This window comes from Streptomyces sp. NBC_01171 (genome assembly GCF_045039805.1).
Lineage (GTDB): Bacteria > Actinomycetota > Actinomycetes > Streptomycetales > Streptomycetaceae > Streptomyces.
The window spans coordinates 5,862,241-5,888,801 of the sequence record NZ_CP108609.1 but is presented as its reverse complement, the minus strand read 5'-3'; the positions used below and the strand labels follow the sequence as shown (position 1 = coordinate 5,888,801).

At 71.4% G+C, this 26,561-nt stretch carries 24 protein-coding genes; 17 read left to right on the top strand and 7 right to left on the bottom strand.

All coding sequences use genetic code 11. The features are described 5' to 3' along the window. Positions 1–99: 99 nt before the first annotated feature. Positions 100–1,524 carry a purine-cytosine permease family protein gene (locus OG448_RS27225; RefSeq protein WP_405558988.1) on the bottom strand — a complete coding sequence of 475 codons (1,425 nt, stop codon included), beginning with the start codon at positions 1,522–1,524 and terminating at the stop codon, positions 100–102. 380 nt (positions 1,525–1,904) lie between these two features. Between OG448_RS27225 and OG448_RS27220 the strand changes: the two genes are divergently transcribed. Continuing rightward, on the top strand, positions 1,905–2,414 hold the full coding sequence (locus OG448_RS27220) for a 2'-5' RNA ligase family protein (protein ID WP_405557659.1): 510 nt from the start codon (positions 1,905–1,907) through the stop codon (positions 2,412–2,414). A 194-nt stretch (positions 2,415–2,608) separates the two neighbouring features. Beyond that, positions 2,609–3,031, top strand: a complete 423-nt coding sequence (locus OG448_RS27215) for an FKBP-type peptidyl-prolyl cis-trans isomerase (protein WP_405557657.1) — start codon at positions 2,609–2,611, stop codon at positions 3,029–3,031. A gap of 250 nt (positions 3,032–3,281) precedes the next feature. Here OG448_RS27215 and OG448_RS27210 read toward each other — a convergent pair whose 3' ends face one another. After that, positions 3,282–3,854 (bottom strand): hypothetical protein, encoded by a 573-nt coding sequence (locus OG448_RS27210; protein WP_405557656.1) that lies wholly within the window; start codon positions 3,852–3,854, stop codon positions 3,282–3,284. Positions 3,855–4,080: 226 nt separating this feature from the next. Between OG448_RS27210 and OG448_RS27205 the strand changes: the two genes are divergently transcribed. Next, complete coding sequence (locus OG448_RS27205; protein ID WP_405558986.1) at positions 4,081–4,704, top strand: TetR/AcrR family transcriptional regulator; 624 nt, start codon at positions 4,081–4,083, stop codon at positions 4,702–4,704. 32 nt (positions 4,705–4,736) lie between these two features. Here OG448_RS27205 and OG448_RS27200 read toward each other — a convergent pair whose 3' ends face one another. Then, complete coding sequence (locus OG448_RS27200) at positions 4,737–5,237, bottom strand: hypothetical protein (protein WP_405557654.1); 501 nt, start codon at positions 5,235–5,237, stop codon at positions 4,737–4,739. Between the two features lie 410 nt (positions 5,238–5,647). On the opposite strand from OG448_RS27200, the gene OG448_RS27195 reads away from it, so the two are divergent. Beyond that, entirely contained in the window at positions 5,648–6,058 is a 411-nt protein-coding gene (locus OG448_RS27195) for a VOC family protein (protein WP_405557652.1), read from the top strand. A gap of 3 nt (positions 6,059–6,061) precedes the next feature. Here OG448_RS27195 and OG448_RS27190 read toward each other — a convergent pair whose 3' ends face one another. Beyond that, a complete protein-coding gene (locus OG448_RS27190; RefSeq protein ID WP_405557650.1) occupies positions 6,062–6,412 on the bottom strand; it encodes a transposase in 351 nt (116 codons plus the stop codon). Here OG448_RS27190 and OG448_RS27185 point away from each other — a divergent pair. Then, positions 6,387–6,914: an SDR family NAD(P)-dependent oxidoreductase gene (locus OG448_RS27185; protein WP_405557648.1), complete on the top strand. Its 528-nt coding sequence runs from the start codon at positions 6,387–6,389 to the stop codon at positions 6,912–6,914. The two genes, OG448_RS27190 and OG448_RS27185, sit on opposite strands and share 26 nt — an antisense overlap. Here OG448_RS27185 and OG448_RS27180 read toward each other — a convergent pair whose 3' ends face one another. Further along, positions 6,915–7,340, bottom strand: a complete 426-nt coding sequence (locus OG448_RS27180; protein WP_405557646.1) for a GNAT family N-acetyltransferase — start codon at positions 7,338–7,340, stop codon at positions 6,915–6,917. It lies immediately after the preceding gene. A 111-nt stretch (positions 7,341–7,451) separates the two neighbouring features. Here OG448_RS27180 and OG448_RS27175 point away from each other — a divergent pair, with 111 nt between their 5' ends. The 3 genes from OG448_RS27175 to OG448_RS27165 all read left to right on the top strand — a co-directional run bounded on the left by OG448_RS27175 (position 7,452) and on the right by OG448_RS27165 (position 13,697). Continuing rightward, a complete protein-coding gene (locus tag OG448_RS27175; protein ID WP_405557644.1) occupies positions 7,452–8,900 on the top strand; it encodes an SDR family NAD(P)-dependent oxidoreductase in 1,449 nt (482 codons plus the stop codon). A gap of 235 nt (positions 8,901–9,135) precedes the next feature. After that, positions 9,136–11,850, top strand: a complete 2,715-nt coding sequence (locus OG448_RS27170) for a lectin (protein WP_405557642.1) — start codon at positions 9,136–9,138, stop codon at positions 11,848–11,850. Between the two features lie 173 nt (positions 11,851–12,023). Further along, entirely contained in the window at positions 12,024–13,697 is a 1,674-nt protein-coding gene (locus tag OG448_RS27165) for a DUF4157 domain-containing protein (protein WP_405557640.1), read from the top strand. Between the two features lie 24 nt (positions 13,698–13,721). Here OG448_RS27165 and OG448_RS27160 read toward each other — a convergent pair whose 3' ends face one another. After that, a complete protein-coding gene (locus OG448_RS27160; protein WP_405557638.1) occupies positions 13,722–13,922 on the bottom strand; it encodes a hypothetical protein in 201 nt (66 codons plus the stop codon). Positions 13,923–14,401: 479 nt separating this feature from the next. Between OG448_RS27160 and OG448_RS27155 the strand changes: the two genes are divergently transcribed. Next, the gene (locus tag OG448_RS27155; protein ID WP_405557636.1) at positions 14,402–14,665 is read left to right on the top strand and encodes a hypothetical protein; all 264 of its coding nucleotides are present in this window, start codon (positions 14,402–14,404) and stop codon (positions 14,663–14,665) included. A 363-nt stretch (positions 14,666–15,028) separates the two neighbouring features. On the opposite strand, the gene OG448_RS27150 is transcribed toward OG448_RS27155, so the two are convergent. Beyond that, positions 15,029–16,384, bottom strand: a complete 1,356-nt coding sequence (locus OG448_RS27150) for a hydrolytic protein (RefSeq protein WP_405557635.1) — start codon at positions 16,382–16,384, stop codon at positions 15,029–15,031. A 216-nt stretch (positions 16,385–16,600) separates the two neighbouring features. Between OG448_RS27150 and OG448_RS27145 the strand changes: the two genes are divergently transcribed. The 8 genes from OG448_RS27145 (at position 16,601) to OG448_RS27110 (ending at position 26,255) form a co-directional block, all read left to right on the top strand. Then, positions 16,601–17,308: a LuxR C-terminal-related transcriptional regulator gene (locus tag OG448_RS27145; RefSeq protein ID WP_405557633.1), complete on the top strand. Its 708-nt coding sequence runs from the start codon at positions 16,601–16,603 to the stop codon at positions 17,306–17,308. Between the two features lie 155 nt (positions 17,309–17,463). Next, on the top strand, positions 17,464–20,667 hold the full coding sequence (locus OG448_RS27140) for a hypothetical protein (RefSeq protein ID WP_405557631.1): 3,204 nt from the start codon (positions 17,464–17,466) through the stop codon (positions 20,665–20,667). Then, positions 20,664–21,371 carry a DUF4255 domain-containing protein gene (locus OG448_RS27135; RefSeq protein WP_405557629.1) on the top strand — a complete coding sequence of 236 codons (708 nt, stop codon included), beginning with the start codon at positions 20,664–20,666 and terminating at the stop codon, positions 21,369–21,371. Before OG448_RS27140 ends, OG448_RS27135 begins: the two co-directional genes overlap by 4 nt. After that, the gene (locus tag OG448_RS27130; protein ID WP_405557628.1) at positions 21,368–23,416 is read left to right on the top strand and encodes an ATP-binding protein; all 2,049 of its coding nucleotides are present in this window, start codon (positions 21,368–21,370) and stop codon (positions 23,414–23,416) included. Before OG448_RS27135 ends, OG448_RS27130 begins: the two co-directional genes overlap by 4 nt. A 141-nt stretch (positions 23,417–23,557) precedes the next feature. Continuing rightward, a complete protein-coding gene (locus OG448_RS27125) occupies positions 23,558–25,117 on the top strand; it encodes a phage tail sheath family protein (protein WP_405557627.1) in 1,560 nt (519 codons plus the stop codon). 48 nt (positions 25,118–25,165) lie between these two features. Then, positions 25,166–25,606, top strand: coding sequence for a phage tail protein (locus OG448_RS27120; RefSeq protein ID WP_030803419.1), 441 nt, complete (start codon positions 25,166–25,168; stop codon positions 25,604–25,606). Next, a complete protein-coding gene (locus OG448_RS27115) occupies positions 25,603–26,100 on the top strand; it encodes a hypothetical protein (protein WP_391298156.1) in 498 nt (165 codons plus the stop codon). The genes OG448_RS27120 and OG448_RS27115 overlap by 4 nt, the downstream gene beginning before the upstream one ends. Further along, positions 26,097–26,255 (top strand): DUF6760 family protein, encoded by a 159-nt coding sequence (locus tag OG448_RS27110; RefSeq protein ID WP_165507338.1) that lies wholly within the window; start codon positions 26,097–26,099, stop codon positions 26,253–26,255. The genes OG448_RS27115 and OG448_RS27110 overlap by 4 nt, the downstream gene beginning before the upstream one ends. The last annotated feature ends 306 nt before the right edge of the window (positions 26,256–26,561 follow it).

Genomic DNA, 26,561 nt, shown 5'->3' with positions numbered 1-26,561 from the left:
CCGGGGACTCCCGGTCGGCACCGGATACGGGGGCGCGCCGAGCGCCCAGCGCCGAGCCTCTGACCGGCGATCCCACTCGGCCGGTTCTCCGCGACGTGGTCAGCGGTCACCAGGCGGCGCGGTTGCGGCGACTTCGCCGCTCGGAGCCGCGACCTCAGACCCCCCAGCGGTGTCCTTGGGGGACTTGTCGGACCTCGCCAGCAGCCAGTACAGCGTGGCCGGTACGGCGAGACCGACGATCCATGACACGTCCGCGCCGCCGAGCGGTGCGACGAGTGGGCCGGTGTAGAACGACGTGGCCAGGAAGGGGAGTTGGGCCAGGACGCCGACCGCGTAGACGATCAGGGCGTCGGCGCGCCAGGCGCCGTAGCGGCCGTGCGGGTCGAAGAGGGCGGGGATGTCGTAGCGCTCTCGGGAGATCAGGTAGTAGTCGACGAGGTTGATGGCCGACCAGGGCGTGAAGAAGGTCAGCAGGAACAGCAGGAAGTCCTTGAACGAGACGAGGAAGCTGTCCTTGCCGACCAGGGCCATCGCGGTGCCGGTCACCATGATCGCGGCGATGTACGCGGCCCGGCCGCGCGGCGACAGCGTCCGCTGGCCACGGAAGCCGCTGATCCCCGTGACCATGGAGATGAATCCGCCGTAGGTGTTGAGGACATTGATGGTGAGCTTGCCCAGGGCGATGACGAAGTACAGGAGCGACGTGGCCGCGCCGGCGCCGCCGAGCGAGACGACGTAACCGACCTGGTCGTCGAGGAACCGCTCCCCCGCGCTCGCCGCCACCAGCACGCCGAACGTCATGGACCACTGGGAGCCGAGCGCCGAGCCGGACAGTGTCCACCAGAACGTCGCCCGGGCACTGGTGGTGCGCGGCAGGTAGCGCGAGTAGTCGGCGACGTACGGGCCGAAGGCGAGCTGCCAGGACGCGGACAGCGACATGGCCAGCAGGAACATCGGCAGGGAGAAGTGGGCGTCGCCGAAGAGCGCGCCCACGTCGACGCGGTCGAGCAGCCGGACGCCCAGGAAGACGAAGGCGACGGCGCAGACGGCGCTCGCGACTCGGCCCACGACGTGGATGACGCGGTACCCGATCGCGGCCACGACGGCGGTGAGCACGGCGAAGGCGATGATGCCCGTGGTGTCGTCGGTGTGGGTGAGCCGGGCGGTGGCCTGCCCGGCGAGCACGCTGCCGCTCGCGAAGAAGCCGATGTACATCAGGATGACCAGGAGCAGCGGCACCGCGGCGCCCCGGACGCCGAACTGTGCCCGCGACTGGATCATCTGCGGCAGTCCGAGTCTCGGGCCTTGCGCGGAGTGCAGTGCCATGACGGCGCCGCCCAGCAGGTTGCCGGCGACGAGCCCCACGAGCGACCAGACGACGTCACCGCCGAAGACGACGGCGAGGGCGCCGGTGACGATGGCGGTTATCTGAAGGTTCGCACCGAGCCAGAGCGTGAACTGGCTGAACGCGCGACCGTGTCGCTCGCTGTCCGGTACCACGTCGATGGAATGTCGCTCGATCATGCCGTCGGCGCGGCCGGGGCTGCTCGTGGTGCGTGCGTCCATGTCGTCGGTACGACCCGCCCCGGTCATCGTCTGCCCTCCGCGTGCTTGCCCACCCGTCCTGCATATTGCCATGCAGACTCTGGCCCGCTGAATGATTTGTCAATACCCTGCCGTCCCGGCAGTGGCAGTGGTCAGCGCACGCGTGGGGCTGCCATGGGTGGGCACCTCCTCTCCGCGCCGCGTTCGTCTCTCAGCCCCGTCCGCGCTTCAGGTAGAGGACACCCGCGCTCCAGGCGTCTCCAATAAGTCTGACCAGAACGGAAGGCCAGCTCCCACGGCAGTTGCCGGCAGCCGCGCCACCCGCGCTCTCTGTCTGGCCCGCGTCCTACGCTGGTCCTGTGCGCACCGTGGAGTTGCTGCCCGATGAAGCGACTGAAGCGCGGGTTCGGCGGGTCTGGGGGCGGCTCGCGGAGGCGGAGTTGCCCAGTCTGGCTGGTCACCGGCATTCCACGAATCGGCCGCACCTCACTCTGACGACCGCGTTCGAGCTGCCGTGGGACGCGCGGCCTGCGCTGACGGCGGCGCTCTCGGTGCTTCCCCTGCCGCTGCGGCTGGAGGGGACGCTTCTCTTCGAGGGGCGTATGTCGGTGTTGGCGTGGCGAGTCGTGCCCGACGCCGGGCCGGCCGCTCTTCAGCGGCAGGTGTGGGAGTTGCTGTCCGGGGGCGGGAACCCGCTGTTCGAGCCGGACAACTGGGTGCCCCATCTCACCCTCGGCCGGTCGCGGTCCACGGCCGACCCGTGGCCCGTGGAACTCCTGCCCGTCGAGCTGTTCGAGCCCTGGGAGGGAACGTTCACCGCGGCGCGGAGCTACGACACCGAGTTGCGGACCGTGGAGCGGCTCGCATAGATCTCGAGGCACCGTCCGGCCATCGGTATCGGTCTCGCAGCGGCCGCCGGACCGACAGAGCGATTGGCGTCGATACCGGCAGCACGTCGGCCTCGCGTGCCGCAGTCTCGGTAGCGTGACCATCAGATCTGTGGAGCGTCCACATGGCCGGCTGGTCCGTCTGACGGCTTTCGGCGGAGAGTGATGAGGTTGCAGTGAGTGAACTGACGAAGCCCGAGGTCGACGTTCCTGAGGGGGCTGCGCCTACGGAGCTGACCATCCGGGATCTGGTCGTCGGGGACGGGGTTGAGGTCAAGCCGGGCATGGTGGTCAGGGTCCACTATGTGGGCGTGACCTTCGAGTCCGGTAAGGAGTTCGATGCCTCCTGGGATCGGGGTCAGCCGTTCAAGTTCGCCCTCGGCAGTGGCAAGGTCATCAAGGGATGGGATCGGGGGGTCAGGGGGATGAGGGTCGGCGGGCGGCGCGAGATCATCGTTCCCCCGCGTCTCGGGTACGGCAATCAGTCGCCGTCGCCGTTGATCCCGGCGGGCTCCACCCTGGTCTTCGTGGTGGACCTGCTGGACTCGTACTCCAGCACGACCGGGTGGAGCCAGCCTGAGGCGAGGGGATCTTCCTGACGAGCAGTGGTCGATACAGGAGCCGAGGGCGGTATCGGCCCGCCGGTGGTGGCGCCGAGTCGGAGCTTGCCCTGACTTCCGGCAGCTCGGCCCTGGCCTCCTCCCGTCGCCGCCGGGAGTCCTGAATCAGAATGGTGGCGTCGCTCCGCGCTTCGGCTAGGAACCTGGCGGAGCAGCGGACGAGGACCTGGATGCTCCGCCCGGCCCGGCGCACACACCACGGGGGCGACGCCGACATCTCACGAGGGATTCAGTCGGTCTTCTCGGCCCGCCCCAGGCGGAGTGCGGAGACCAGGAAGAAGACCCCGCCCAGGAAGGCGTAGCCGGCCAACGCGCCCAAGGAGGCATTCGCCTTGCCGGCCTGGGCGATGAAGGAGGTACCGGCGAGGGTGGAGATGGCGCCGCTGAGGATCATCGGCCACTGTCCCGCCATGCCGCGTCGGCGCCGCAGGGCGCCGACGGTCAACTGGACGACTCCGGCGGTGATGGCCCAAGCGCCCCAGACTCGTAGGACTGCCGGGACGCCCGATGTGGCTGCGGCGACCAGACCTGCGGCGGTGAGGGTGCTGAGCGTGATGTTCGCGTACAGACCGCGCACCGGCCCACGGTTCGCTTTGGCGGACCGGATGTCCACGACTGCGCACGCCACGTCGAACACGGGGTAGATCACCAGCAACGTCGCGCTGAGCGGGCTCAGGGTGTGTGCGGCGGCAAGGACGAGGACGGCCCACACCGTGGCGAACGCGAAGCGTAGGAAGTACAGGCGGCGTAGCGCAGCGGTGTCGCCCTTGGTGGGGGCGGAGGCGGCGATGGATGAGGCCATGAGATGCCCTTTCGGCGAGGCGAAGGCTACGGCAGGTGCTACGGGCGGAGTTCGTTCGTCTGACGCTGCGGCCTGCATGGATGCACCGCGATCCGCCCAACTCGAAAGCTTTCGCCAGGAGTTGAAAAAGAGGGAGAACGTTCGGTCTCCCTCTTTCATCTAAGGGACCTACGGTCGGGCTGTCAAGACCGAACGTTCTCCCTCACCGCCTGCTACCGTGGCCGCCATGAGCACGGGCACAGAAGGCAAGAGCACGTCCGAGGCCCGGGCGCGGCTGCTCGACACGGCGACCCGGATCTTCTACGCCGAGGGAATCCATTCCGTCGGCGTCGACCGGATCATCGCGGAGGCCCAGGTCACTCGCGCCACCTTGTACCGGCATTTCAAGGGCAAGGACGATTTGATCCTCGCCTACCTCCAGCAGGCCGATCACGGCATCCGGGGACAGGTGACCGCCATCCGGGCACAGGGCCTTGCGGCGGCCGACACGGTCCGGGCCGTGAGCAGGTCCATCGCCGAGGGCATCCAGTCCCCCGGCTTCCGCGGATGCGCCTTCCTGAACGCGGCGGCCGAGTATCCCGACCCGGCGCACCCCGTACACCAAGCCGTGCTGGACCACCGGCAATGGTTCCTGGAAACCGCCACGCAGCTCATGGAAGACGCCGGCTGTTCTCCCGCCGACGTGACCGGACGGCACTTCGTCATGCTCCGGGACGGCGCCATGGCAGCCGGCTGCCTCTTCGACCCGACGCTGATCTGCGCGACCTTCCTGGACGGTGTCGAGGGCATCTTGCACACAAGCACAGCGCCGACACCTGAACCCGACTCCCCCGCCGCGCTGCCCACATGACCATCTGAACAGCGGCGGTACGGCGTGAAGACTCAGCGGCGGAACCGGTGCCCCTGGAGCCGGTCGACGGCGAGGAGGATCTCGTCGGTCGTGCCGGAGGGTATGAACACCCAGAACCGGGCGACGAGCCGCCCCTCGTAGTGCACGAGCAACACCTCGTCCTCGAAGACGAGGCGGAGGCCGGCCCACGGATGGCTCCAGCGCAGGGTGTCGTCGTCCCAGTGCTGGAGACCGCGGTTCGTCATCCGCAGCATCAGCGGCGACTTCTCACGCTCCGGGGAACTCTTCGGCCGGTCGAAGGGGAGGAACACCTTGTAGTCGGTGAGCGTGTACTCGCCCGGCGCGAGCCCCTCATCACGAACGGCGGCCACCCGGCCCGCCTCGGCACCCGCGCGGACCTGCTGGACACCGAACACGACACTGAACACCACCACGGACCCCAGTCCCCACCAGAGCCCGAACAACTCCGAGGTGTCCTCGTACAGTTCCAGCGCCGGAGGCATCACGGCGGTCAGACCCAGAGCGGCGTACACCTTCCTCCGCCGCCGCACCCGCAGAGCCGCACTCGCGCCCACCCCGCCAGCCATCACACGTCCCCCGTGACTCACCCGCCCCGCCACGACAGGGGACGGACGTTCACCCGGCGGCGGTTGCCCACGCCAGGCGATCACTGCCCCAGAAGAAGACCCGCTCAGCATCACGCGATGCGCGTCACCGCCGAGCACGCCGATGACGCTGCCTTAGCCATGGATGTGAGAATGCCGCCTCCAGCACTAGGCCGTGTATCGAAAAGGCTGGTCAGGACCATTGAGTCCTCGGAAACCAGGACTAGGACCAGCGCCCGATGGCACGCAGTCGCTTAATCTCTAAGCTCACTGCTGTCCAAGCCCACGGACACAGCCACTGGTTCATGCTGGGCCTGCCCCTATCACGAGGTAGAACGATGTCGGCCGACGCCGCAGCTCACATCCGCATAGCCCGACCCTCACACGACCTCCGAGCGGCTGAACGCTTCTGGGTTTCAGGTCTCGGCCTCGACGTCCTGTATCAGCATGCGGCGGACGGCACCCCGGGCCGGAGCTCGCTCCTGATGGTCGGCTGGCCCGGGGCCGGCTGGCATCTGGAACTCGTTCACGATCCTGCTGCTCCTTTCGAACCGCGGCCAACCGTTGAAGACCTGCTGGTCATCTACCTCCGCGAACCAGTGCCCGACTCTCTCGTGGAGCAGCTCGAGCGGCACGGCGGGAAGCGAGTGCCCGCCCATAATCCGTACTGGGACACCTGGGGCATGACTTTTCAGGACCCCGACGGCTATCTGCTGGTGCTGTCCACTCGCGACTGGTCCAACTCGTAGACCTCACAAACATGCATGGCAAAGCCACTCGTTGATGGCAGCGACCAGCACGGTCGCCTCGAAGCGGACCGCGAGCTTGTCGTATCGCGTGGCGACGGCTCGGTGTCTCTTGAGCCGGTTGATCCCGCACTCGACCGCATGGCGCTCGCGGTAGTCGGCCGGGTCGAAGCGCGGCGGCCGACCGCCGCGGGAGCCGAGCTTTCGGCGGTTGCGTGCCTGGTCAGCCTTCTCCGGGATGGTGCAGCGGATCCCGCGGCGGCGCAGGTAGGCGCGGTTCCTGCGGGAGGCGTACGCCTTGTCGCTCGGCGCGCGATTCGTCCAACTCGACGTGACCGACGACGCGTCGGTGAACAACGCGCTGGAGAAGATCGGTTCGGACGAGGGCCGGCTCGATGTTCTGGTGCACAACGCGGGCGTCCTGGGCCTCGGCGACCTGGACGGTCCCAGCGCCCTGCGCGTCTTCGACACCAACGCGGTGGGGATCGTACGTGTCACCGAAGCGGCCCTCCCCCTGCTGCGCCGGTCCGCCGACCCCACCGTGGTCACCGTGTCCAGCAGCGCCGGTTCCTTCTGGGCCGTGAACAACCCCGAGCGGCCCGAGTTCAGCCTGCCGATCCTGCTGTACTCCGCGTCGAAGTCGGCGGCGACCATGCTGACGGTCCAGTACGCCAAGGCCTATCCGGACATCAAGTTCAACGCGGTCGAGCCCGGCACCACCGCCACCGACATGACCGCGGGCTTCGGGATCGGGCGGTCGCCCGAGGAGAGCGCCAAGGTTGTCGTTCGCCTCGCGACGCTCGACCCGGACGGTCCTACAGGGACGCTCCAGGACGAGGGCGGGGAGCTGCGCTGGTAGTCACCGGGCGAAGAAGCGGTGCATGCCCACTGAGGCGGGTGCCGTCGCCTCGAAGCCGAACTTCTCGTACAGGAACCGTGCGTCGCCGTCGGCGATCAGGGACGCGTACGTCCCCTTCGGCGCCCGGCGCTCCAGCTCCCCCACCAGCTCGGCCATGATCCGCTTGCCCAGCCCGCCACCCTGGTGCTCGGGCAGCACGCAGATGTCGACGATCTGGAAGAAGCAGCCGCCGTCACCGATGACGCGCCCCATCCCGACCGGCCGCCCCTCGCAGAACACGGTCACGGCGTGCCATGAGTTCGGCAGGCCGATCCGCGCGGCCTCGGGCGTCTTGGCGCTCAGCCCCGACTCGGAGCGCAGCCGGAGGTAGGTCTCCACGGAGGGCACCTCGGCCCGCACGTCGTAATAGTCAGTCCCGTGTTTCACCTACTACACGCTACGGATCGGACAGGAGTAACACAAGGCCGCCCCGCCGCATCCGCCCGACCCTCACCGAGCGAAGTTCTCCGAGAGCGGCCGTCAGGCGGGAGGAGTGGTGTGGAGATCCGGGGCGCACGCGTTCTCGTCGCCGGGGCGACCGGTGACATCGGCTCGGCACTGGCCGAGCGGCTGGCCGGGCTCGGGGCGGTGACCGCGCTCGCGGGACGGCACCCGGGCCGGCTGGCCGAGGTACGCGAGCGGTGCGGTCCGGGCCCCTCCCGGACCTTCGACGCCTGGGACCTCGACGGCGCCGAGGGCACGGCGGCATGGGCGGCGTGGGAGCTGGGCGGGCTCGATGCCGTGGTCGTCTGCGTGGGGGTGGCCGCGTTCGGGCCGGTCGGGGAGATCGGGGAAGCGGTCGCGGAGCACGTGATGGCGGTGAACGCGCTCGCGCCCATGGCGATCCTGCGTTCCGCGTCGGCCCACGTGTCCTCGGGCGGCCTGCTCGCCGCCGTCACGGGTACGGTCGCCCGTTCGGCACCGGCCGGCATGGCGGACTACGCGGCGGCGAAGGCCGCCCTGGCTGACGGCCGCTCGCCGGGAGTTGCGGCGCTCCGGCATGGGGGTGCTGGAGATCTGCCTGCCCCACGTCGAGTCCGGATTCGCGGGGCGCGCGGTGACCGGCACCGCTCCGGCCCTGCCACCGGGCATCATGGTGGCGGAGGCCGTGGACGCGATCGTGGAGGGCATGCGCATGGCAGCGCGGGTCGTGGGGACCGATGCCGTACCGGCTCGGGCGGAGCGGGGTACGTCGTGACGGGTGGCGCGTCGCCGGGCGGTCCCGTGGAGGACGTCACGCCCCTGTCCCCGCGCCCCCTGTCGCGCGTTCTGTTCCGGCAATGGTGGCGTGAACTGGTCTTCCTGCACTGGGCCGCCGACCCCGACGAGGTGGCACGACTGCTACCTCCGGGCACGTCCCCCGACCTCCACCTGGGCCGCACCTACGTCGGCCTCGTCTTCTTCCGCATGGACCACCTTGCCCTCGGACGGGGGCCCGCGCTGCCCTACCTGGGCAACTTCGGCGAGGTGAACGTCCGCCTGTACAGCAGGGACGCCCTCGGGCGGCGCGGAGTGGTGTTCCGCTCCCTGGACTGCGACCGCCTGCTGCCCGTCCTGACGGCCCGGGCGGCGTTCGGCCTGCCCTACCGGTGGGCCCGTATCCGCACCCGCCGCACCGGCGCCGGAATCTCCTACGACAGCCTCCGGCGCGACGGCTCCGGAGCGGGCGCGCGCGTGCGGGCCGAGGTCTCCCCCGAGCCGTACGAGGCGAACGCCCTGGAGGAGTTCCTCACCTGCCGATGGGGACTGCACGCTCAACTCCGGGGTCACACCTACTACTTGCCGAACACCCACCCCCGGTGGACGTTCAGCCGGTGTGAGCTGACCTCGTACGACGAAACCGCCATCGCGGCGGCCGGGCTGCGCGCCCCGCGCGAGGACCCCGTCAGCGTGCTCTACGCACGAGGCGTCCCCGTCCGCTTCGGTCCGCCGCTCCGACTGGCCTAGCCGGCCCGAACTCGGCCCGGCAGCACACCGATCGCGCCGCTCTCACCCACAGCATTGACGTGTGCACGCCCCACCACTACGTTGCCACAGCGCTGAGACAACGTTGTCACCAGGCCAGGGAGGTCCCCGGCTCCGCCTCACTCTCCCCCACTCCCGCAGGAGGCACAGAACGATGTCCTGGATCTCGTCAGGCAGACCCCGGCGTGCGCGCCGAGGCTACGCGGCGGTTGCCGCCGTGGCAGGGGCCGCGCTGGTCGGTGCGTACGCGCTGCCCGCGTCGGCGGCGCCCGCGCGGGCCGCCGAGTTCGTGGCTCATCCGGCCGATCTGGTCAACCCGTTCATCGGAACGTCCAACGACGCCAATGACTTCCCGGGCGCGGACGTGCCGTTCGGCATGGTGCAGTGGAGTCCGGACACCTCGTCGCGGCCACCGGGCGGCGGATACGAGTACAAGGACTCGTCGATCACGGGCTTCAGCCTCACCCACATCGCGGGGCCGGGCTGCGGGGCGGCGGGGGACGTACCGGTGCTGCCGACGGTCGGTGCCGTCAACAACTCGGCCACCGACTCCTTCTCGCACGCCAACGAGTCCGCCGCGGCGGGGTCGTACAAGGTCGCGCTGGACAACAAGGTGACCACCGAGCTGGCCACCACCACGCGCAGTGGGATGGCGCGGTTCACCTTTCCCGCGACCACTCAGGCGAACCTGCTCTTCAAGCTCAACGGGAGCCAGAACGGCGGCAGTTCGACCCAGTTCACCGTGGTGTCCAGCACCGAGGTCAGCGGTCAGGTCACGAGCGGCCGGTTCTGTGGGGCCGGGAACAGCTACACCGTCTACTTCGACATGGTCTTCGACCGGCCGTTCGCCACCAGCGGCAGCTCGCTCGCGCCGTCGAAGCCGGCGCCGAGCGCGAAGCGGGCCGGGAAGAACGCGGCGGACAAGCCCAACCACCCGCGTCTGCACGGCACTTCGCCCAAGGCCGTCACCGGCGGCGCGACCCCCAAGGCCGCCGCGACCAACGCCCACGTCACCTTCGACACCAGCTCCAGTCAGGTCGTCCAGGCCAAGGTGGGCGTCTCCTACGTCTCCGTCGCCAACGCGAGCGCCAACCGCGCGGTGGAGAACCCCAATTGGAACTTCGACACGGTCCGCACCTCGGCGCGTGACGCCTGGGACTCGGCGCTGGGCAAGGTGCTGATCGGTGGCGGGACCTCGGACCAGCAGAAGATCTTCTACACCGCGCTCTATCACTCGCTGCTGCACCCGAACGTCATCAGCGATACCAACGGCCAGTACTTCGGCTTCGACGGCCGGACGCACTCGGTGGACTCCGGTCACCGTGCCGCGTACGCCAACTACTCGGGCTGGGACATCTACCGTTCCCAGGCCCAGTTGGAGGCGCTGGTCAGCCCCCAAGTGGCCGCCGACACCGCCCAGTCGATGGTGGACGACTACCAGCAGACCGGGATCTTCCCCAAGTGGTCGGAGAACAACGGCGAGTCCTACGTCATGGTCGGCGACCCGGCCGCCGCCATCATCGCCGACTACTACGCCTTCGGCGCGCGGAACTTCGACACCTCGGCGGCACTCGCGGGTCTGCTGAAGCAGGCCAGCACCGCCAACAACGACCGGCCGGGCCTCAACTACCTCGACACTCCGGGGTACGAGCCTCACGACGGCAGCTACGGGTGCTGCAACTTCTACGGTCCCGTCGCCACCACGCTGGAGTACAACACCGCCGACTTCGCCCTCTCCGCCTTCGCCGGCGCCCTGGGCGACAGCCAGAGCCAGAAGACGTACGCGCACCGGGCGCAGGACTGGCGCAACGTCCTCAACCCCGCGTCCGGCTTCGTCCAGCCCCGCAACCTCAACGGCACCTGGACCGGCGGGTTCGACCCGACCAGCGGGACGGACATGGTGGAGGCCGACTCCTGGATCTACACGGGCATGGTGCCGTTCAACGTGGCCGGGCTCGCCACCGCCAAGGGCGGCGACAAGGTGATGGGCGACTACCTCGACACCGTCCTGCGCAGCTACACGGGCGCCAACGGTTACGCCTGGGTCGGCAACGAGCCGAGCATCGAACTGCCCTGGGAGTACGACTACATCGGCATGCCGTACAAGACCCAGACGACGGTACGGGCGGTCCAGGACCAGATCTGGTCCAACTCCCCCGCCGGTCTGGCCGACGGCAACGACGACCTGGGCGCGATGAGTGCCTGGTACGTCTGGTCGGCGCTCGGCGTGTTCCCGATGACGCCGGGCACGGCCGATCTCGCCCTCGGTTCCCCGCTGTTCCCGCAGGCCCGGATCACTCTGCCCTCGGGCAAGACGCTCACCGTCAACGGCTCCGGCGCGGCGGACGACGCGCCCTACGTCCAGTCCGCGACCTTCAACGGCTCGGCGTGGAACAACGCGTACGCCCCGACGTCCGCGCTCACTTCGGGCGGCACCCTCGGCTTCACCCTGGGGGACACCGCCAACACCGCTTGGGCCGGCGGGGCTTCCGCCGCTCCCCCCTCCTACCCCGGTGACGCCTCCGCCCCCGCCAAGCCCCGGGTGGGCGCGGTGAAGTCCGGTGTCAGTTCCGGGCTCTGCGTGGACGACGCCAACTCCGGCACGGCGGACCACACGGCGATCCAGCTCTGGACCTGCAACGGTACGTACGCCCAGGACTGGACGGTCGCCACGGACGGCACCCTGCGCACACTCGGCAAGTGCCTCGACGTGACGAACAGCGGAACGGTCAACGGCACCCTCGTCCAGCTCTACGCCTGCAACGGCACCGGCGCGCAGAAGTGGACCGCCGGCTCGGACGGCTCACTGAAGAACGCCAACTCCGGTCTCTGTCTGGACGATCCCAACTCCGCCACGACGGAGGGCACCCGGCTGCAGATCTACGCCTGCAACGGGTCGACGGCCCAGAAGTGGACACTTCCGGCTGCCTGAGCGCCTGAGCGTGGTCCCGTCCCCGGGCGGGGCCACACTCGGCCGGCCGGGAAGTGACTCCGGGCGCGGCGCGGTCCCCGTTCGGGCACCCGCGATGCCCGCACAGTGCCTCGCTCGCCCTGGCGTCTCCCGCGAGCGTTCCACACCATGGAGCCACTGAGGGAAGGTGCGAGATGGCGACACACCAGCGGCGGAACCGGCAGGATGCCGGGAACGAGGCGGCGGAGGACCGGAGTTCGGCTTCCGGAGGCCGGACGGAGGCCGTTCGGCCCGCCGGGCCCGGGCGGGCGGTGAGTCCGGCCGGTGTCGCGGCACTCCAGCGGTCCGCCGGGAACGCCGCCGCGGCGGCCGCCGTGCAGCGGTCCTCGGTCAACCGGGTGCTGCGCGGGGCCGGGCGGCCGCTGGACGCCTCGGTGCGCGGGGAGATGGAGGCGCGGTTCGGCACCGGGTTCGGGGATGTGCGGGTGCACAGCGGGCCGGACGCCGAGCGGTCGGCGACCGAGATCGGCGCCCGTGCGTACACCGCGGGCAGCCATGTCGTACTGGGACGCGGGGGCGGGGACAAGCACACTCTCGCGCACGAGTTGACGCACGTCGTGCAGCAGCGGCAGGGGCCGGTGTCCGGGACCGACTCGGGGCACGGGTTCGCCCTGTCCGATCCCGGTGACCGTTTCGAGCGGGCGGCGGAGGCGAACGCGCACCGGGTGATGTCCGGCCCGGTACCGGACCGCGGGGGCGCCTCCGACCCGGTACAGCGGGCCGCCGGCGCGGACCCGGGCATGGTGCAGCGTGCCCTGACCATGGACCTGGAGAATGCGCAGGTCTCGCACTACGTGCCCTCGAAAAAGGGGGCGGGGACCGCGCAGAACCTGCGGATCGAGCGTCCGCACGAGGTGAGCGGCCCGGTCCACAAGAGCGGCACCAAGGGCCGGCCCCCCGCACCCAACCCGATCGCGGTGCGCAAGCTCCAGCAGGCGTACAAGGCGCAGGCGGCCGCCAACAAGTGGAAGGTGCCCAGCGAGGCGGACGTGTGGCGGGACCTGTTCGGCGGCGCCGGGTACGACCGCGGGCATGTCATGGGTCTGGAGGTCGGCGGCGTGGACGACCCCCGGAACATCGTCCCGCAGTGGTCCCTCAACCAGGGCACCGGCATGTGGCGGCGCATGGAGCAAGCACTCGCGGACATCGACTCGGGCACCGTGCGCTTCGTGGTGCACTACGCGTCGGCGAACGGCAACCACCGTGCGGTGATGGTGCCGACCCGGATCGACGTCTACCACGACGGAGCGCCCTACAAGCAGTGGGACAACGAGCCGGACACCAACGACCTGATCAGGTCCGGTGCCGACCCCAGCGACCTGTTCTTCTTCTACGAGAAGGCCATGGACGACCTCGACCGCCGCTCCGGAGACACCCTGACGCACGCGGAGATGGACGACTTCGTCCTGCTCGCGCTCGGTGCGGACCGGGCCGACATGCTCTCGCACAACGACTACCACGACGCGCGCGCCCAGGGCGGAACGCCGGCCGCCGATGCCGCCGAACAGCACGCGGCGGGCATGTCCAAGTCCGTCATCCCCGCCGACCGCCGCAAGAAGCAGCTCGAACGGTACGTGGCGGCGGGCCTGGTGACCCAGCACGGTACGGGCGACAAGGCCACCTACACGCTGCACGACGCACCGGGGCCGTCGCCGGACAGCGACTCCAGCTCCTCCAGCAGTTCGGACGTGGAGATGTCCGACGGGTCCCAGCCGTCGGGGCAGCCGTTCGTGACCATGACCTTCGACTCGCAGAGCAGCGGGGACGAGTACCACGAGTCCGACGACCAGATGTCGACCTCTCCCTGAGACGTCCGGCCGCCCGGCACCCGCTCAGGCGGCCCCCGGCGAGCCCGAACGGGGCGACTCACGGGCGGAGTTGGAGCGGGTGTTGGGCGGGCTATTGGTGTCCCGGAAGCGCAGGTCGCGGCCATGGCGGCGGAAGAGGTCGCTGACGAACTCGTCGAGCGTCTCGATCTCCTCCTCGCGCGAGTGGATGTCGGCGAGGGCGGCGCGCTGCTCCTGGTCGATCACGCGCTGCTTGTCGCGCCACGCCTGGTCGCCCGGGGCCTGGGGCAGGTCCTCGAACTCCTTCTGGGTACGGACGTGGAAGCTCTCGACCGGCTCCAGGATCGCCCGGCCGCCCGAGGGGTCTTCTCGGGAGTGGTAGACGACGAAGACTGGGCAGGCCGAAGAGGAGGCCGTCGAAGATACGGCCCTGCACGGACGCCTCCAGCACCACGCCCCGGCCCACGCTCGCGTCCTCGGTGGGGATGGCCGAGTTCATCTTGGCCCAGAGCTGACCGTGTTCCGCCGAGGCGGCCGCGACCCGGTCGAGCGCCTCCTGGAAGCCCTCCTTGCCCTGCTGCCGGGCGTACCAGGCGTACTGGACGCGGTGGCCCTGCACCCGGGGGTCGTGGAAGCCGGTGACGATCCGGCCGATGGCGCCGCCGTCCACGCCGGTGGGCTGCCCGGCCTTCATGTCGGCCTCGATGTTGTCGAGGAGGCCGTGGATGCCGGACATGAAGTCGGGCATCGTCGCCAGCACCCCGATCCTGCCGATGCGCTTGAGGAGTTCGCCCTTGTCCTGGGTGAACCGGTCGGCGACCGTCATCGAGTGCGCGGACTCCTGGGAACTCTCGGTCCCCTGCGAGTCCTGGGACTTCTGCGAGGTGCGCGAGGGCGGCCGCGAGGGCTCGGGCGAACGCTGTACGACGTCTTCGGACCGGGCGTCCGCGACCAGCCGGGACACCGCCGCGTTGCCCGCCGACCGCTGAAGGCCCAGAAGCGGAGGAGTCGGGACGCCCCCCGGTCGCGTGTGGTCGGCACCCGAACCGTGCGGTCCATCCCGGTCCGTCCCGTGCCTGTGTGTGCACAACGCGCTCCGTCACCCCACTCGAGCGGAACCGGATCATGACGGTGATCCCGCTCCGGCGCTTAGAGAAGATCAAGCCAAGTTTGATTCGTGGCCAATGGCGCCTACACACGGTTACCGAGAGAAATTCAGGCAAGACACCCGAACACAGTTGTGCAATTCGGTCATACGGCCGGAAGAGCCGGGGGTCCGTTTTCCGGACGCCCGGCCCTGTCGCGGCTTTGCATCACGGCGCGTCTCGAAGAGCATGTGCGTGACGCCCAAGTCACCTGATGTCGCTGAGCACTCCGCTGACGTTGAGCACCTCATGGCACTCCTGAGCCCGCCGGCCGGTGGCGGGGGTGCCCGGCTTGGCACAGGTGACCTGGGCGGTGACCGTGTCGTTCGCGGCGATCCTGATGGGGGTGACCCAGTGATAGTCCTGGTTGCGGAAGGTCTCCAGCGCGATCGTCGTGATCTTCCGGTCACCGAAGTTGATGGTCAGCACCCCCTCGTCGCCCTGGAAGTTGGCCACGACGATGTCGGTGACCTGGAACACCTTGTCCGCGGGGACCGTGTAGGTGCCGGTCTTCTCCGCGCCGCCGCCCGTCTGTACGTCGATGGTGGCCGAGCCCTGCTGGCCACCGCCCGCGACTCCGCCACCGCCACCATCGCCGGTTCCGGTCCCGGTGCCCGTACCGTCGCCGCCACCCGTGCCCGGCTGGCTGCCCGCGCCGCCGCTGCCGGTGCCGGGCCGCCCTCCGTCGCTGCCCGTACCCTGGCCGGCCTGCTCGCTGCCGCCGGGGGTGGGCCGCTGCTGGACGACCTCGTCGGCCGCCTCCTTGGCGGCGCTGCGTACGGCGGGCCGTACCAGGGTGAACCAGGCCAGGAGCAGGGCGACCAGTGCGGCGAGCACCACGAGCAGCCACTTGGGGAAGACCGGGATCTGGACGAACTCGGCGTCCAGCGATGTGCGGATGGTGTCGGCGGGCTCGGGCTGCGTCGCGTCGGGTTCCGCCGTCTCGGCGACGGTGACCGTGAACGGCCAGATGACGGGGGCGCCGAACCACACCGGCTTGCCGATGCGGGCCCGCAGACCCACTTCCGCCGACTCGCCGGGCTCCAGCGTCTGTTCGGCGGGCTTGAGGGTGAAGCGCAGTTCCTCGCCGGGCTGCGCGGGGGTGAAGCCCAGCGTCACCGGGGCGTTGCCCTCGTTGCGCAGCGCCAGCCGGTAGCGGCCGCGCAGCCAGCCCCGGCGGCGGCGCGGGGCGACCTCGGCACGCAACTCCCGGAACTCCTCGACCCGTACGGTCGATTCGGGCACCCGTACCGCCTCGGGGTGCTCGGTGGGCAGCACGCGCACGGCGAGCGGCACCTCACCGGCCCGGACCTCGGGGGACCTCGGGGGTTCGAGGCGGATGGTCACCGTCTCGGAGGTGCCCGGATACAGGGACACGCGCGCGGGCTCCACCGTCGCCCAGGCCGCGCAGTCACCGACCACCTCGAGGCCGTATGCCTCGACGATGTCGCTGTCGTTGCGGACGGTCAGGGTGGTGGTGGCGAGCCCGCCGGGCGTCACCGACACCGCGGGGATGTCGGAACCGGGCGCGCCGGGGCTGGGGGTGGGTGCTGGAGACGTCACCCGGTGACCGTATGACGCGGCCCCTTCCCTTCGGAGAGACGCGAGGGCAAGCCCGCGGGCAGCGCTCGTGCCCCGGAAAGCGCTCCCCTACTCCCTTTCGGATAGCACCAGTTGACCTTCGAAGACCGGGCGCGGGCCGACTTCCGCCGCTCGGTCCCGCACGTTGCTCAACCGGCGCGTCGCACCACCCCCACACGTTCGATGGAAACAGGACTCATGACCACGAGCTGCCCTCAGGCCAACCATCCCGCTCCCGCCGCCCACACCGCCCCCTGGACCACCTCGGCCAGGCGGCCCGACCGGGTGTCCGTCACCGTCTACGCCCCCGACCCCGTCCTCTACGTCGGCATCGTGCACCAGTTGCGCCAGCGCCCCGAGATCGAGTTCGTGGAGGCCGGGGCGGCCGACAGCGCCCAGGTCTCCCTGATCACCGTCGACACGGTGGACGACGAGACGTCGGCGCTGCTCAACCGGCTGCGCCACAACTCCGCGACCCGCACCGGCCTGGTGGTCGGCACCTTCGAGTCGGGTGACGCTCTCCAGCGCGCCATAGACAGCGGGGTCGCCGCGGTGCTCCGCCGTGCCGAGGCCGACCAGGACCGGTTGCTGCGTCTGGTCCTCGCCATAGCCAACGGCGAGGGCATGCTGCCCGGCGATCTGCTCGCCAAACTCCTCAGCCACGTGGGCAGCATGCAGCGCTCCTCCCCGCTGGACCCGCGGGCGGCGTCGCTGTCCACGCTGGCGCCCCGGGAGACGGAGATGCTGCGGCTGGTGGCGGAGGGCCTGGACACCGGGGAGATCGCCCGCAAGACCTCGTACTCCGAGCGCACCGTGAAGAACGTGCTGCACGAGGTGATCACCCGGCTGCAGCTCCGCAACCGGGCCCACGCGGTCGGCTACGCCCTGCGCAACGGCCTGATCTGACAGGTGCATTGACCACCGGCTGTCGGCGCACTGCCCGAAAGCCCCTCCGCCGCTTCCCCCGGGAGCGTCCCGTCGGCCCTGCCGCACCAGGGACGGCGACGCCCAGGATGGCGGACGGTTGTGCGAAAGCGGAGTGCGGACGGTGAGGTGGGCCCGTGACGGGCACGGACAAGGCCGGCGGGTGGCGGTACCCGCTGGAGCGGATCGGCCTGGCGTTGTTGCTGCTGGTCCCCCTGCTGGCGGTGACCGCGGCCGCCGGTCCCGGTACGGCGAAGGCCCGCCCCCGAGCCGGTGACGCGGCGGTGACCCGGATCGCCTTCGCGGGTACCCGGCACCGCAGCCTGGGCCGGGTGGCGACGACGAGGTCCAGCACCCCGCTGTTCGGCGCGGGCGCGACCCACTACGACGTGGAACCCTCGGCACTGGGCGACCAGTTGGTGTTCGCCAGCCGCCGGGACGAGCGGAACCCGCAGGTCTACCTCAGGGTCGCCGACGGCTCCGTCTCCAAGCTGACCAGCGGCCGGGACGCGGCGCATCCGCGGCTGACGCCGGACGGCCGGGCGGTCGTCTTCGACTCGGCCGAGCCCGGCGGCCCCGGTGGTGCGGCCCAGCGCGATCTGTGGCTGGTGCGCACCGACGGCACGGGCCTGACCCGGCTGACCGACACCCCGGCCGACGAGGAGTGCCCGACGGTGTCGCCGGACGGGCAGCGCCTGGCGTACTCCAGTGACGCCGATCCGCTCGTCGGGCAGCAGGTCTACGTCCGCCCGCTGCGGGGCGGCACCGCGAACCGGGTCACCGATCCCGCGAACGGCACGGCGGGTGAACCGGCGTGGAACCCGCTGGACAACCCCGAGAAGCGCGACATCATCGCCTACACGGCGACCGGCGCCGACGGCCCCAAGCTCCGCTATGTCTACGCGAGTTCGGGTGACGGCGGTCCGCTGCTGGGCAGCACGGAGGCAGGCTGGCGCACCCATGGGGCAGCCTGGTTGCCCGATGGGAACCAGTTGCTGTTCCTCAGCCCGGACCGCGACTGCACTTGCGAGGGCGACTACGACCACGTCTTCAAGACGGTCGTGCACTCCGACAACGACGGCAACCGGTCGCTCGTACTGAGCGAGGACCGCGAGGTCGGTACGGCGACCTGGCTCGGGCCGCTGGACGGAGGCGGGGCCGTGGTGGACCGCACCACCGCCGCCGGACCGCACGTGGTGACCCTCCAGGACGCCCGTGCGGACGGCTCGGACCCGCGCGACCTGGGCCTGGCCATCCTCAAGGAGGACCCGGCCGCCGACACCAACACCGATCCGACGAAGGACCCGCTGTTCCAGCCCGCCGCCGGGTCCGACCCGTGGACGGAACGGCAGAACTACACGCCGGACGGGCGGCAGATCGTGCTGACCCGGTTCGAGGACTCCGACGCCGGACGCATCGAGCGGATCTGGCTGGCCGACGCCGACGGCTCGAACGCGCGGCCGCTGCCGTTGGCGGGGCGCGGCCCGAAGGACTGGGACACCGACCCGACCTTCTCCCCCGACGGCAAGTCCCTTGCCTTCCGGCGGACTTCACCCGGCGGTACCGGCGATGCGGCCGGGCCGAGCCGGGTACTCATCGCGGACGTGGCGACCGGGGCGCTCCGGGGCACGATCACGCCGCCGGCCGGCCAGGCGCAGGGCACCGACGCGCAGCCCACCTGGTCCTCGGACGGCACCCGGCTCGCCTTCACCCGTACGCAGGTCGTCGACGGCGGCAACGGCAACAAGCACATCTGGACCGTGCCGGTGGACCGGCTCGACCAGCAGCGCGACCTCAGCGCCGCCAACTGCCCCGGCGCCTGTGACGTCATCGACGACAGCCCGGCCTTCTCGCCCGACGGGCTGATCATCGCCTTCAACCGCAAGGCGGGCGGCGGCCGCGTCGACCAGCAGGGCGGGCTCCTGCTCACCTCGGTGTCGGGCGACGACTGCCGGGTGCTGCTGCCCGCCGCCGGCCGCGGTCTGCCGGGCGCCTGCCGCCGGGAGCTGCCGGACGCCTCGGCCACGGGTCCGTTCCAGCCGCGTGACGCCGCCTGGACGGCCGACGGCACCGGCCTGGTGTTCAGCTCGCGTGCCCAGCTCGCGGCGAACAGCCCGGAGAAGCTGAGCCGGCTGGAGGTGGAGTCGGGTGCCCTGACTCCGCTCACCACCGGGCTGGGGGGCCGCCAGAAGGAGCCCTCGGTGCAGCAGTCCGTGGACCTGGCGGTACGGGCTCCGGACACGTCGGGGCAGGTGGTCGTCGGCCGTACCGGCACCGTCCGCGTCGACGTCGTGAACCAGGGCCCCGCGGCCTCGCCCGGCACCCGGTTCACCGTGGCGCCGCCCCTCGGGGCGACCGTCACCGGGCTGACCGCGCCCGGCCGGAACTGCGACGTGCGCGGGCTCACCTGCGACCTCGGCGTGGTGCCGCCCGGCGCCACCGTCCCGGTGACCGTCACCGTCACCGGGGTCACGCCCGGCGCCCAGCCCGTGGACTGGTCGGTGACCGGCGCCGTGATCGACCCCGACCCGAGCGACAACACCGACCGCACGGTGGTGCCGGTGCGTGAGGCACCCACGCCGCCCGACCCGACGCCGACGCCGAGCCCGACCCCGCCCACTCCGACCCCGCCCACCACGCCGCCGGTGCCGCCCGCGCCCCCGGCACCCCCGGCTCCGGAACCCCCGGCGCCGAAGGCCGGCCCGGGCGTCCAGGTCACCGCGAACCCGAACCCCGGCTATGTCGGCGGCCGCGTCGTCGTCACGTACACCGTCCGCAACGGCCGCAACGCGCTGGCCACCGGGCTCCGGCTGCGCATCGGGCTGCCCGCGAACGTGCCGAACAACGGGCGCCCGCCCGGCTGCGACACGAACTGGCTGTGCGCGCTGCCCGACCTCGCGCCCGGCGCCCGCAGCACCCTCCAGGTCGTGCTCAGCCCGAAGAGGGCGCTGACCGCCGAGGTGACCGGCACCCTGACCACCACCGGCACGGACGCCGACCGGAGCGACAACTCCGCCCGGCAGCGGCTGCGTGTCCTCCAGCCCCGGATCGTCGCCGTGCCGCCGATCGGCAAGCCCGGCTTCGTGACCTCGGTGCGCGGCAAGGACTTCCCGCCGGGCGTGCCGGTCCGGTTCCGCTGGAAGCCCGGCATCACGGCCGCCGCCGCGCCGACGGTGCCGCTGCCGGACGGCACGTTCATCGGACAGCTCCTGATCCTCGCCAAGGACCAGACGGGCCCGCGCACCATCACCGCGAGCGGCCCCGGCTTCTCCCCGGTGAAGACGGACTTCCTGGTCGTCAACGGCAGTGTGCAGCCCCCGGACGAGGTGACCCGCCGGTGATCCACGAGGTCGACGAGGCCCTGCGGGGCCTGCTGGAGGAGTCCGGGCTGGCCGCGTCGGGCGTCGAGGTGGTCTTCGACGCGCCGACCAGCGACTGGGCGGCCCGGCGCAGCGCGCCCACGGTGTGCGCGTTCCTGTACGACATCCGCGAGGACAACTCCCGGCGCAACAGCAGCGCGGGCGAGATCTACGACGAGGACGGCTTCGTCGTCGCCCGCCGCTCGCCCGCCCGCTGGTTCGAGCTGACGTATCTGGTCACCGCGTGGGCGAGCCGCCCGCAGGACGAGCACCGGCTGCTGTCCCAGGTGCTGTCCACCCTGGCCTCCACGGACACCCTGGCCCCGCATCTGCTGACCGGCACGCTCGCCGAACTGGGCCTGATCGTGGGCCTGGACGCGGGCGGTACCGGCCTGGACGCCCCGGCCGCGTCCGACGTGTGGTCCGCGCTGGGCGGCGAGCTGAAGCCGTCGCTCGGGGTACGGGTACGCGCCCCGCTGGCCGGCATCGAGCGGGTGGCCGCGCCCCCGGTCACCGAGGGCCTGGTCGTCCGGTCGGTGCCCCAGTCCCTGCCGGACGAGGCGGAGTCGGCGCGCCGGCTGCGCTACGCGGAGATCGACGACCCCGGCGGGGAGGGCTTCGGCGGGTCCCGGGAGCGGCGCCCCGCGCCCGCCCGGCGCCGCAGGAGGGGTGACCGCCAGCCATGACGCACACCGTGGAACCGGAGCTGTGGCGGCGGCTGCACACCGTGGAGGAGCGGGTACGGAAGGCGGTCGCCGCGCGGCGGGCCGTCGACCCCGACCCGGACGACCCCTACCGCGGCCAGTACCTCACCCCCGAGGCGGCCCAGCGCGTCCTCGACACGCGCCCCGAGCCGTCCGCCGCCGAGCCGGAGCAGTCGGCGGAGGACTCTCCACTGGGCCGTCTGGCGCGGGAGTTCGGCCTCTCCCCGCTCGACCTTGACCTGTTGCTGGTCGCCCTGGCCCCGGATCTGGACGCCCGCTTCGAGCAGCTCTACGGCTACCTGAACGACGACCTCACCCGGCGCCGGCCCACGGTCGGACTGGCCCTCGAACTGTGCGGCCACACCGGGCTCTCCCCGGCCCGATTCCGCCTCTCCCCCGGCGCCCCGCTGCTCACGGGCGGTCTGCTGGAGGTCCAGGAGCCGGAACGGCCACCTCTGTCACGGGTGTTGACGGTGCCCGACCGGGTGACCGCGCATCTGCTGGGCGACACCGCGCCGGACGCCCGCGTGGGTTCCGTGCTCGGGGAGCACACGGCCGACCCGGCGGCCGACCCCGTGCTGGTCCGGCGGGCCGCCGCCGGGGTCCAAAGCGGCACCGGGCATGTGCACCTGCGGGCAGTCGGCGGTGCCCCCGAGGGCCTGGCGGACGCGGCCCTGCGCGAGGCGGGCCGCGCCCCGCTGGTCCTGGACGCGGTGGCGCTCGCCCGGCACGCCCGTGACCTGCCCGGACTGGCCGCGGCCGCCGCCCGCGAGGCCCGGCTGACCGGCGCCGGGGTGGTGCTCGGCCCGCTGGACGACCTCCCGGACAAGCCCTCCGAGCGGACCCACGTGCTGCGCACGGTGTGCGCGGCGCTGTCCGGCATCCCGCTGTTCACCTACGGCTCGCAGGTCTGGGACCCGGGGTGGGCCGTGCGTACCCCGGTGTCCTTCACGGTGGGCACCTCCTCGCCGGAGCAGCAGGCCGTGCGGTGGCGGTTCGCGCTGGAGGCGGCCGGGGCTCCGGCCGACGGGTCGGGCGGCGAGGACCTGGCCCGTGCCGTGGCCGCGCACCGGCTCGACTCGGGCCAGCTCCGGCGTGCGGCCGACGCCGCGGTACGCACGGCGGCACTCGCCGGGCGCCCGGTGGGCGCGGAGGACGTACGGGCCGCGGTGCGGGCGCAGAACGGCGCGGGGCTCGCCCGGCTGGCGCGCCGGGTGGAGCCCGCGGTCGGCTGGGACGACCTGGTGCTGCCGCCGAGGACCCTGCGGGGCCTGCGCGAACTCGCGGTGCGCGCCCGCCACCGCGACCAGGTGCTCGGCCGGTGGGGGATGCGGCCGGGCGGCGGCCGGGGGCGTGGCGTGATCGCGCTGTTCGCCGGGGAGTCCGGCACCGGCAAGACGATGTCCGCCGAGGTGGTCGCCACCGACCTGGGCATGGATCTGTACGTGGTCGACCTGTCGACCGTGGTGGACAAGTACATCGGGGAGACCGAGAAGAACCTGGAGCGGATCTTCACCGAGGCGTCGGCGGTCAACGCGGTGCTGCTGTTCGACGAGGCCGACGCGATCTTCGGCAAGCGCTCCGAGGTGAAGGACGCCCGCGACCGGCACGCCAACATCGAGTCGGCGTACCTGCTCCAGCGCATGGAGTCCTTCGACGGCATCGCCGTCCTGACCACCAATCTCCGGGCCAACCTGGACGAGGCGTTCACCCGGCGGCTCGACGTGGTGGCCGACTTCCCGATGCCGGACGCGGCGCAGCGGCTCGCGCTGTGGGAGCGGTGCCTGGGCGAGCGGCTGCCGCGCGCCGAGGACGTCGACCTGAAGTTCTGCGCGGACCGGTTCGAGCTGGCGGGCGGCTCGATCCGGTCGTGTGCGGTGACGGCCGCGTATCTCGCGGCGGATTCGGGGAATGAGCTGACGATGCGGCAGGTGGTGGAGTCGGTGGCGCAGGAGTACCGCAAGCTCGGCCGGCTGGTGCTGGCCGCCGAGTTCGGTCCCTGGCTCGCGCAGGTCACGGCCACCTGACCCTGCACGCGCGGTGCGGCCTGCCCGCCCGCGCGGGCAGCCGTGCTGCCCCCGGGCAGGGCCCGATGTCCCCTGCCCCGGGGCACGGTCCGAGGAAAGGGTGAGGGAGACCCGGACCGCAGGACCCGTGAAGGAGCGAGCATGCCGACGTACCTCACCCCAGGTGTTTACGTGGAGGAGGTGCAGTCCGGTGCTCGCCCGATCGAGGGTGTGGGCACCGCGGTCGCCGCGTTCGTCGGCTTCGCCGAGGACGGCCCGTTCCACGAGCCCACGCTGGTGACGAGCTGGGACCAGTACAGCCGGATCTTCGGCGGTTTCGTGCAGGGCGCGTACCTGCCGCACTCCGTCTACGGCTACTTCGCCAACGGCGGCGGCTCCGCCTACGTCGTACGCATCGGCGGCTCCGCCGACGACTCCTCCGCCCCGGCCGGGAACGGCGACGGAGCGCGGCGCGAGCAGGCGGCGCTCGCCGTCGAGGTGGGCGGCTTCCAGATCGCGGCCAAGCCCGGCGTGAGCGGCGTGTCCATCGAGATCGCCGACCCGGAGGGCGAGAACCCGCCGGAGGACCGCTTCCGCGTCCTGGTCCGCCAGGGCGAGCAGGTGGCCGAGACCTACGACGCCTCGACCCGCCGGAACGTCAAGGGCTACCTGCCCACCCAGGTCCGCACCTCGAAGCTGATCGAGGTGACCGAGCAGCGCGGCGGGAACGCGACCCGGCCGGCCGCGCAGACGATCGCCGTGCCGGACGCCCCGGCCACGCCCGCGCCTTCGGCCTCCGGCCAGGTGGCCCGGCTGGACCCGGCCGAGTACGTCGGTGACGCCGACGCGCGCACCGGTTTCGCCGGTCTGGAGAGCGTGGACGAGATCACGATGGTCGCCGTCCCCGACCTGATGAGCGCCTACCAGCGCGGCGACATCGACGCCGAGGGCCTGCGCACGGTGCAGCTCGCCGTCATCTCGCACTGCGAGCAGATGGGCGACCGGGTCGCCGTCCTCGACGCCCCTCCCGGCCTCTCCGCGCAGGCGGTACGCAACTGGCGCAACGACGAGGCGGGTTACGACTCCCGCTACGCCACCCTGTACTACCCCTGGGTCCGGGTGCTGGACCCGGCCGCCGGCCGCAACATCACCGTCCCGCCGAGCGGGCACGTCGCCGGCCTGTGGGCGCGCAGCGACGCCGAGCGCGGGGTGCACAAGGCGCCCGCGAACGAGGTGATCCGGGGCGCGGTCGACCTGGAGCTGCGGCTGAGCAAGGGCGAGCAGGACCTGCTCAACCCGATCGGTGTGAACTGCATCCGTACCTTCCCCGGCCGGGGTGTGCGGGTCTGGGGTGCGCGCACCCTCTCCTCCGACCCGGCGTGGCGCTACCTGAACGTGCGCCGGCTGTTCAACTACCTGGAGGAGTCGATCCTGCTCGGCACCCAGTGGGTGGTGTTCGAGCCGAACGACGACCGGCTCTGGTCGAGCATCCGGCGCAACGTCAGCGCCTTCCTCACCGAGGAGTGGCGCCGGGGCGCGCTGTTCGGGCGGACGGCGGCCGAGGCGTTCTACGTCAAGTGCGACCGGGACAACAATCCGCAGGAGTCCATCGACCAGGGACGCGTGGTCTGCGAGATCGGCGTCTCGCCGGTCAAGCCGGCCGAGTTCGTGGTGTTCCGGCTGGCGCAGTTCTCCGACAGCACCAGCCTCGTCGACGAGTGACCTCCGTCGCTTCCGGCACTTATCCACCCAGAAAGGTGACAGACAGTCATGGCTGAGGGCGATGCTCTTTCCACCCATATCTTCGGCGTCCAGCTCGGCGGCTACCTGGTCGAATCCATCCAGGAGATCAGCGGCCTGAGCGTCGAGGAGGAGGTGGTCGAGGTCCGGCAGGTCAGCTCCGAGGGCAAGCAGATCATCCGCAAGCAGCCGGGCGCCCGCCAGGCCGGCGAGATCACGATCACCCGGGGACTCGACCAGAGCAGCGAGTTCACCTCGTGGATCAAGGAGACGCTGAACAACGGCGCGGTGGACACGGCGCGGCAGAACCTCACCATCGAGATCAAGGACTCCACCGGTGAGACCGTGCGGCGCATCCAGCTCATGCAGGGCTGGGCGTCCAAGTGGGAGGGCCCGTCCCTCAAGGCGGGCGAGTCGTCTGCCGCCACCGAGTCCGTGACCATCGTGTTCGAGGAGATCATCGTCGAATGAGGCGCCGTACGGTCACCGCGGGCAACCTGGACGAGATCCTCCAGGCCACGGCTCCCGCGAAGGACGAGGCGGAGGCGGTGTCCAAGCCGTTCACGCCTTCGCCCCCTCCGCGCCAGGAGCCCGCGCTGCGCACGGAGTTCGAGTTCGAGCTGCCGCGCGGGTACGTCGACGAGGCGGGCACCGTGCACCGGCACGGCTCGATGCGCCTGGCCACGGCCCGCGACGAGCTGCGTCCGCAGATCGACCTGCGGGTCAAGGAGAACCCCGCGTACCTCAGTGTCGTGCTGCTCAGCCAGGTGATCACCCGGATCGGCACGGTCACCGATGTGCACGCGGGGGTCGTGGAGCGGATGTACGCGACCGACGTCGCGTTCCTCCAGGACTTCTACCGGCGCGTCAACAGCGAGGGCCACACGCGTGCGGCGGTCACCTGCCCGCACTGCGAGGGCGCCTTCGAGGTCGACCTCTCGGGTGGGCGCCTGGGGGAATCGTGACGTACGCGCCTTCCCGGCTGCGGGAGGAGATCGCGTACGTCGCCTACCACTTCCACTGGAGCCGCGAGGAGATCCTCGACCTCACCCATGCCGAGCGCCGGGAGTGGGTCACCGAGATTGCCCGCATCAACACCCGCGTGAACGAAGGCGGTTGACCGCATGGGATGGCGAGACAGGGTGCGTCGGCCCCGGCCGCCCGCCGTCGAGAACGTCGGCAGCGCCGGCTCCGGTCCAGTGGAGCAGGGGCCGGCCGGCGTCGGCGTGCCCGAGGGCTGGGACGGCGGCTGGCGTGCGGCTGCCGCGCCTGAACTGACGGTCTCCCGCGCACCGTTGGCGGTCAGCGACGGGCTCGGCTTCCGTGCCGGGCTGGCCGCCTGGCGGGACCCGTCGTTCGATACGGGGCTCGCGCACGGGGTGCTGCCTTCGGCTCCGGCCGGTCTGGTGCGGGGGGTCGCCCGGCC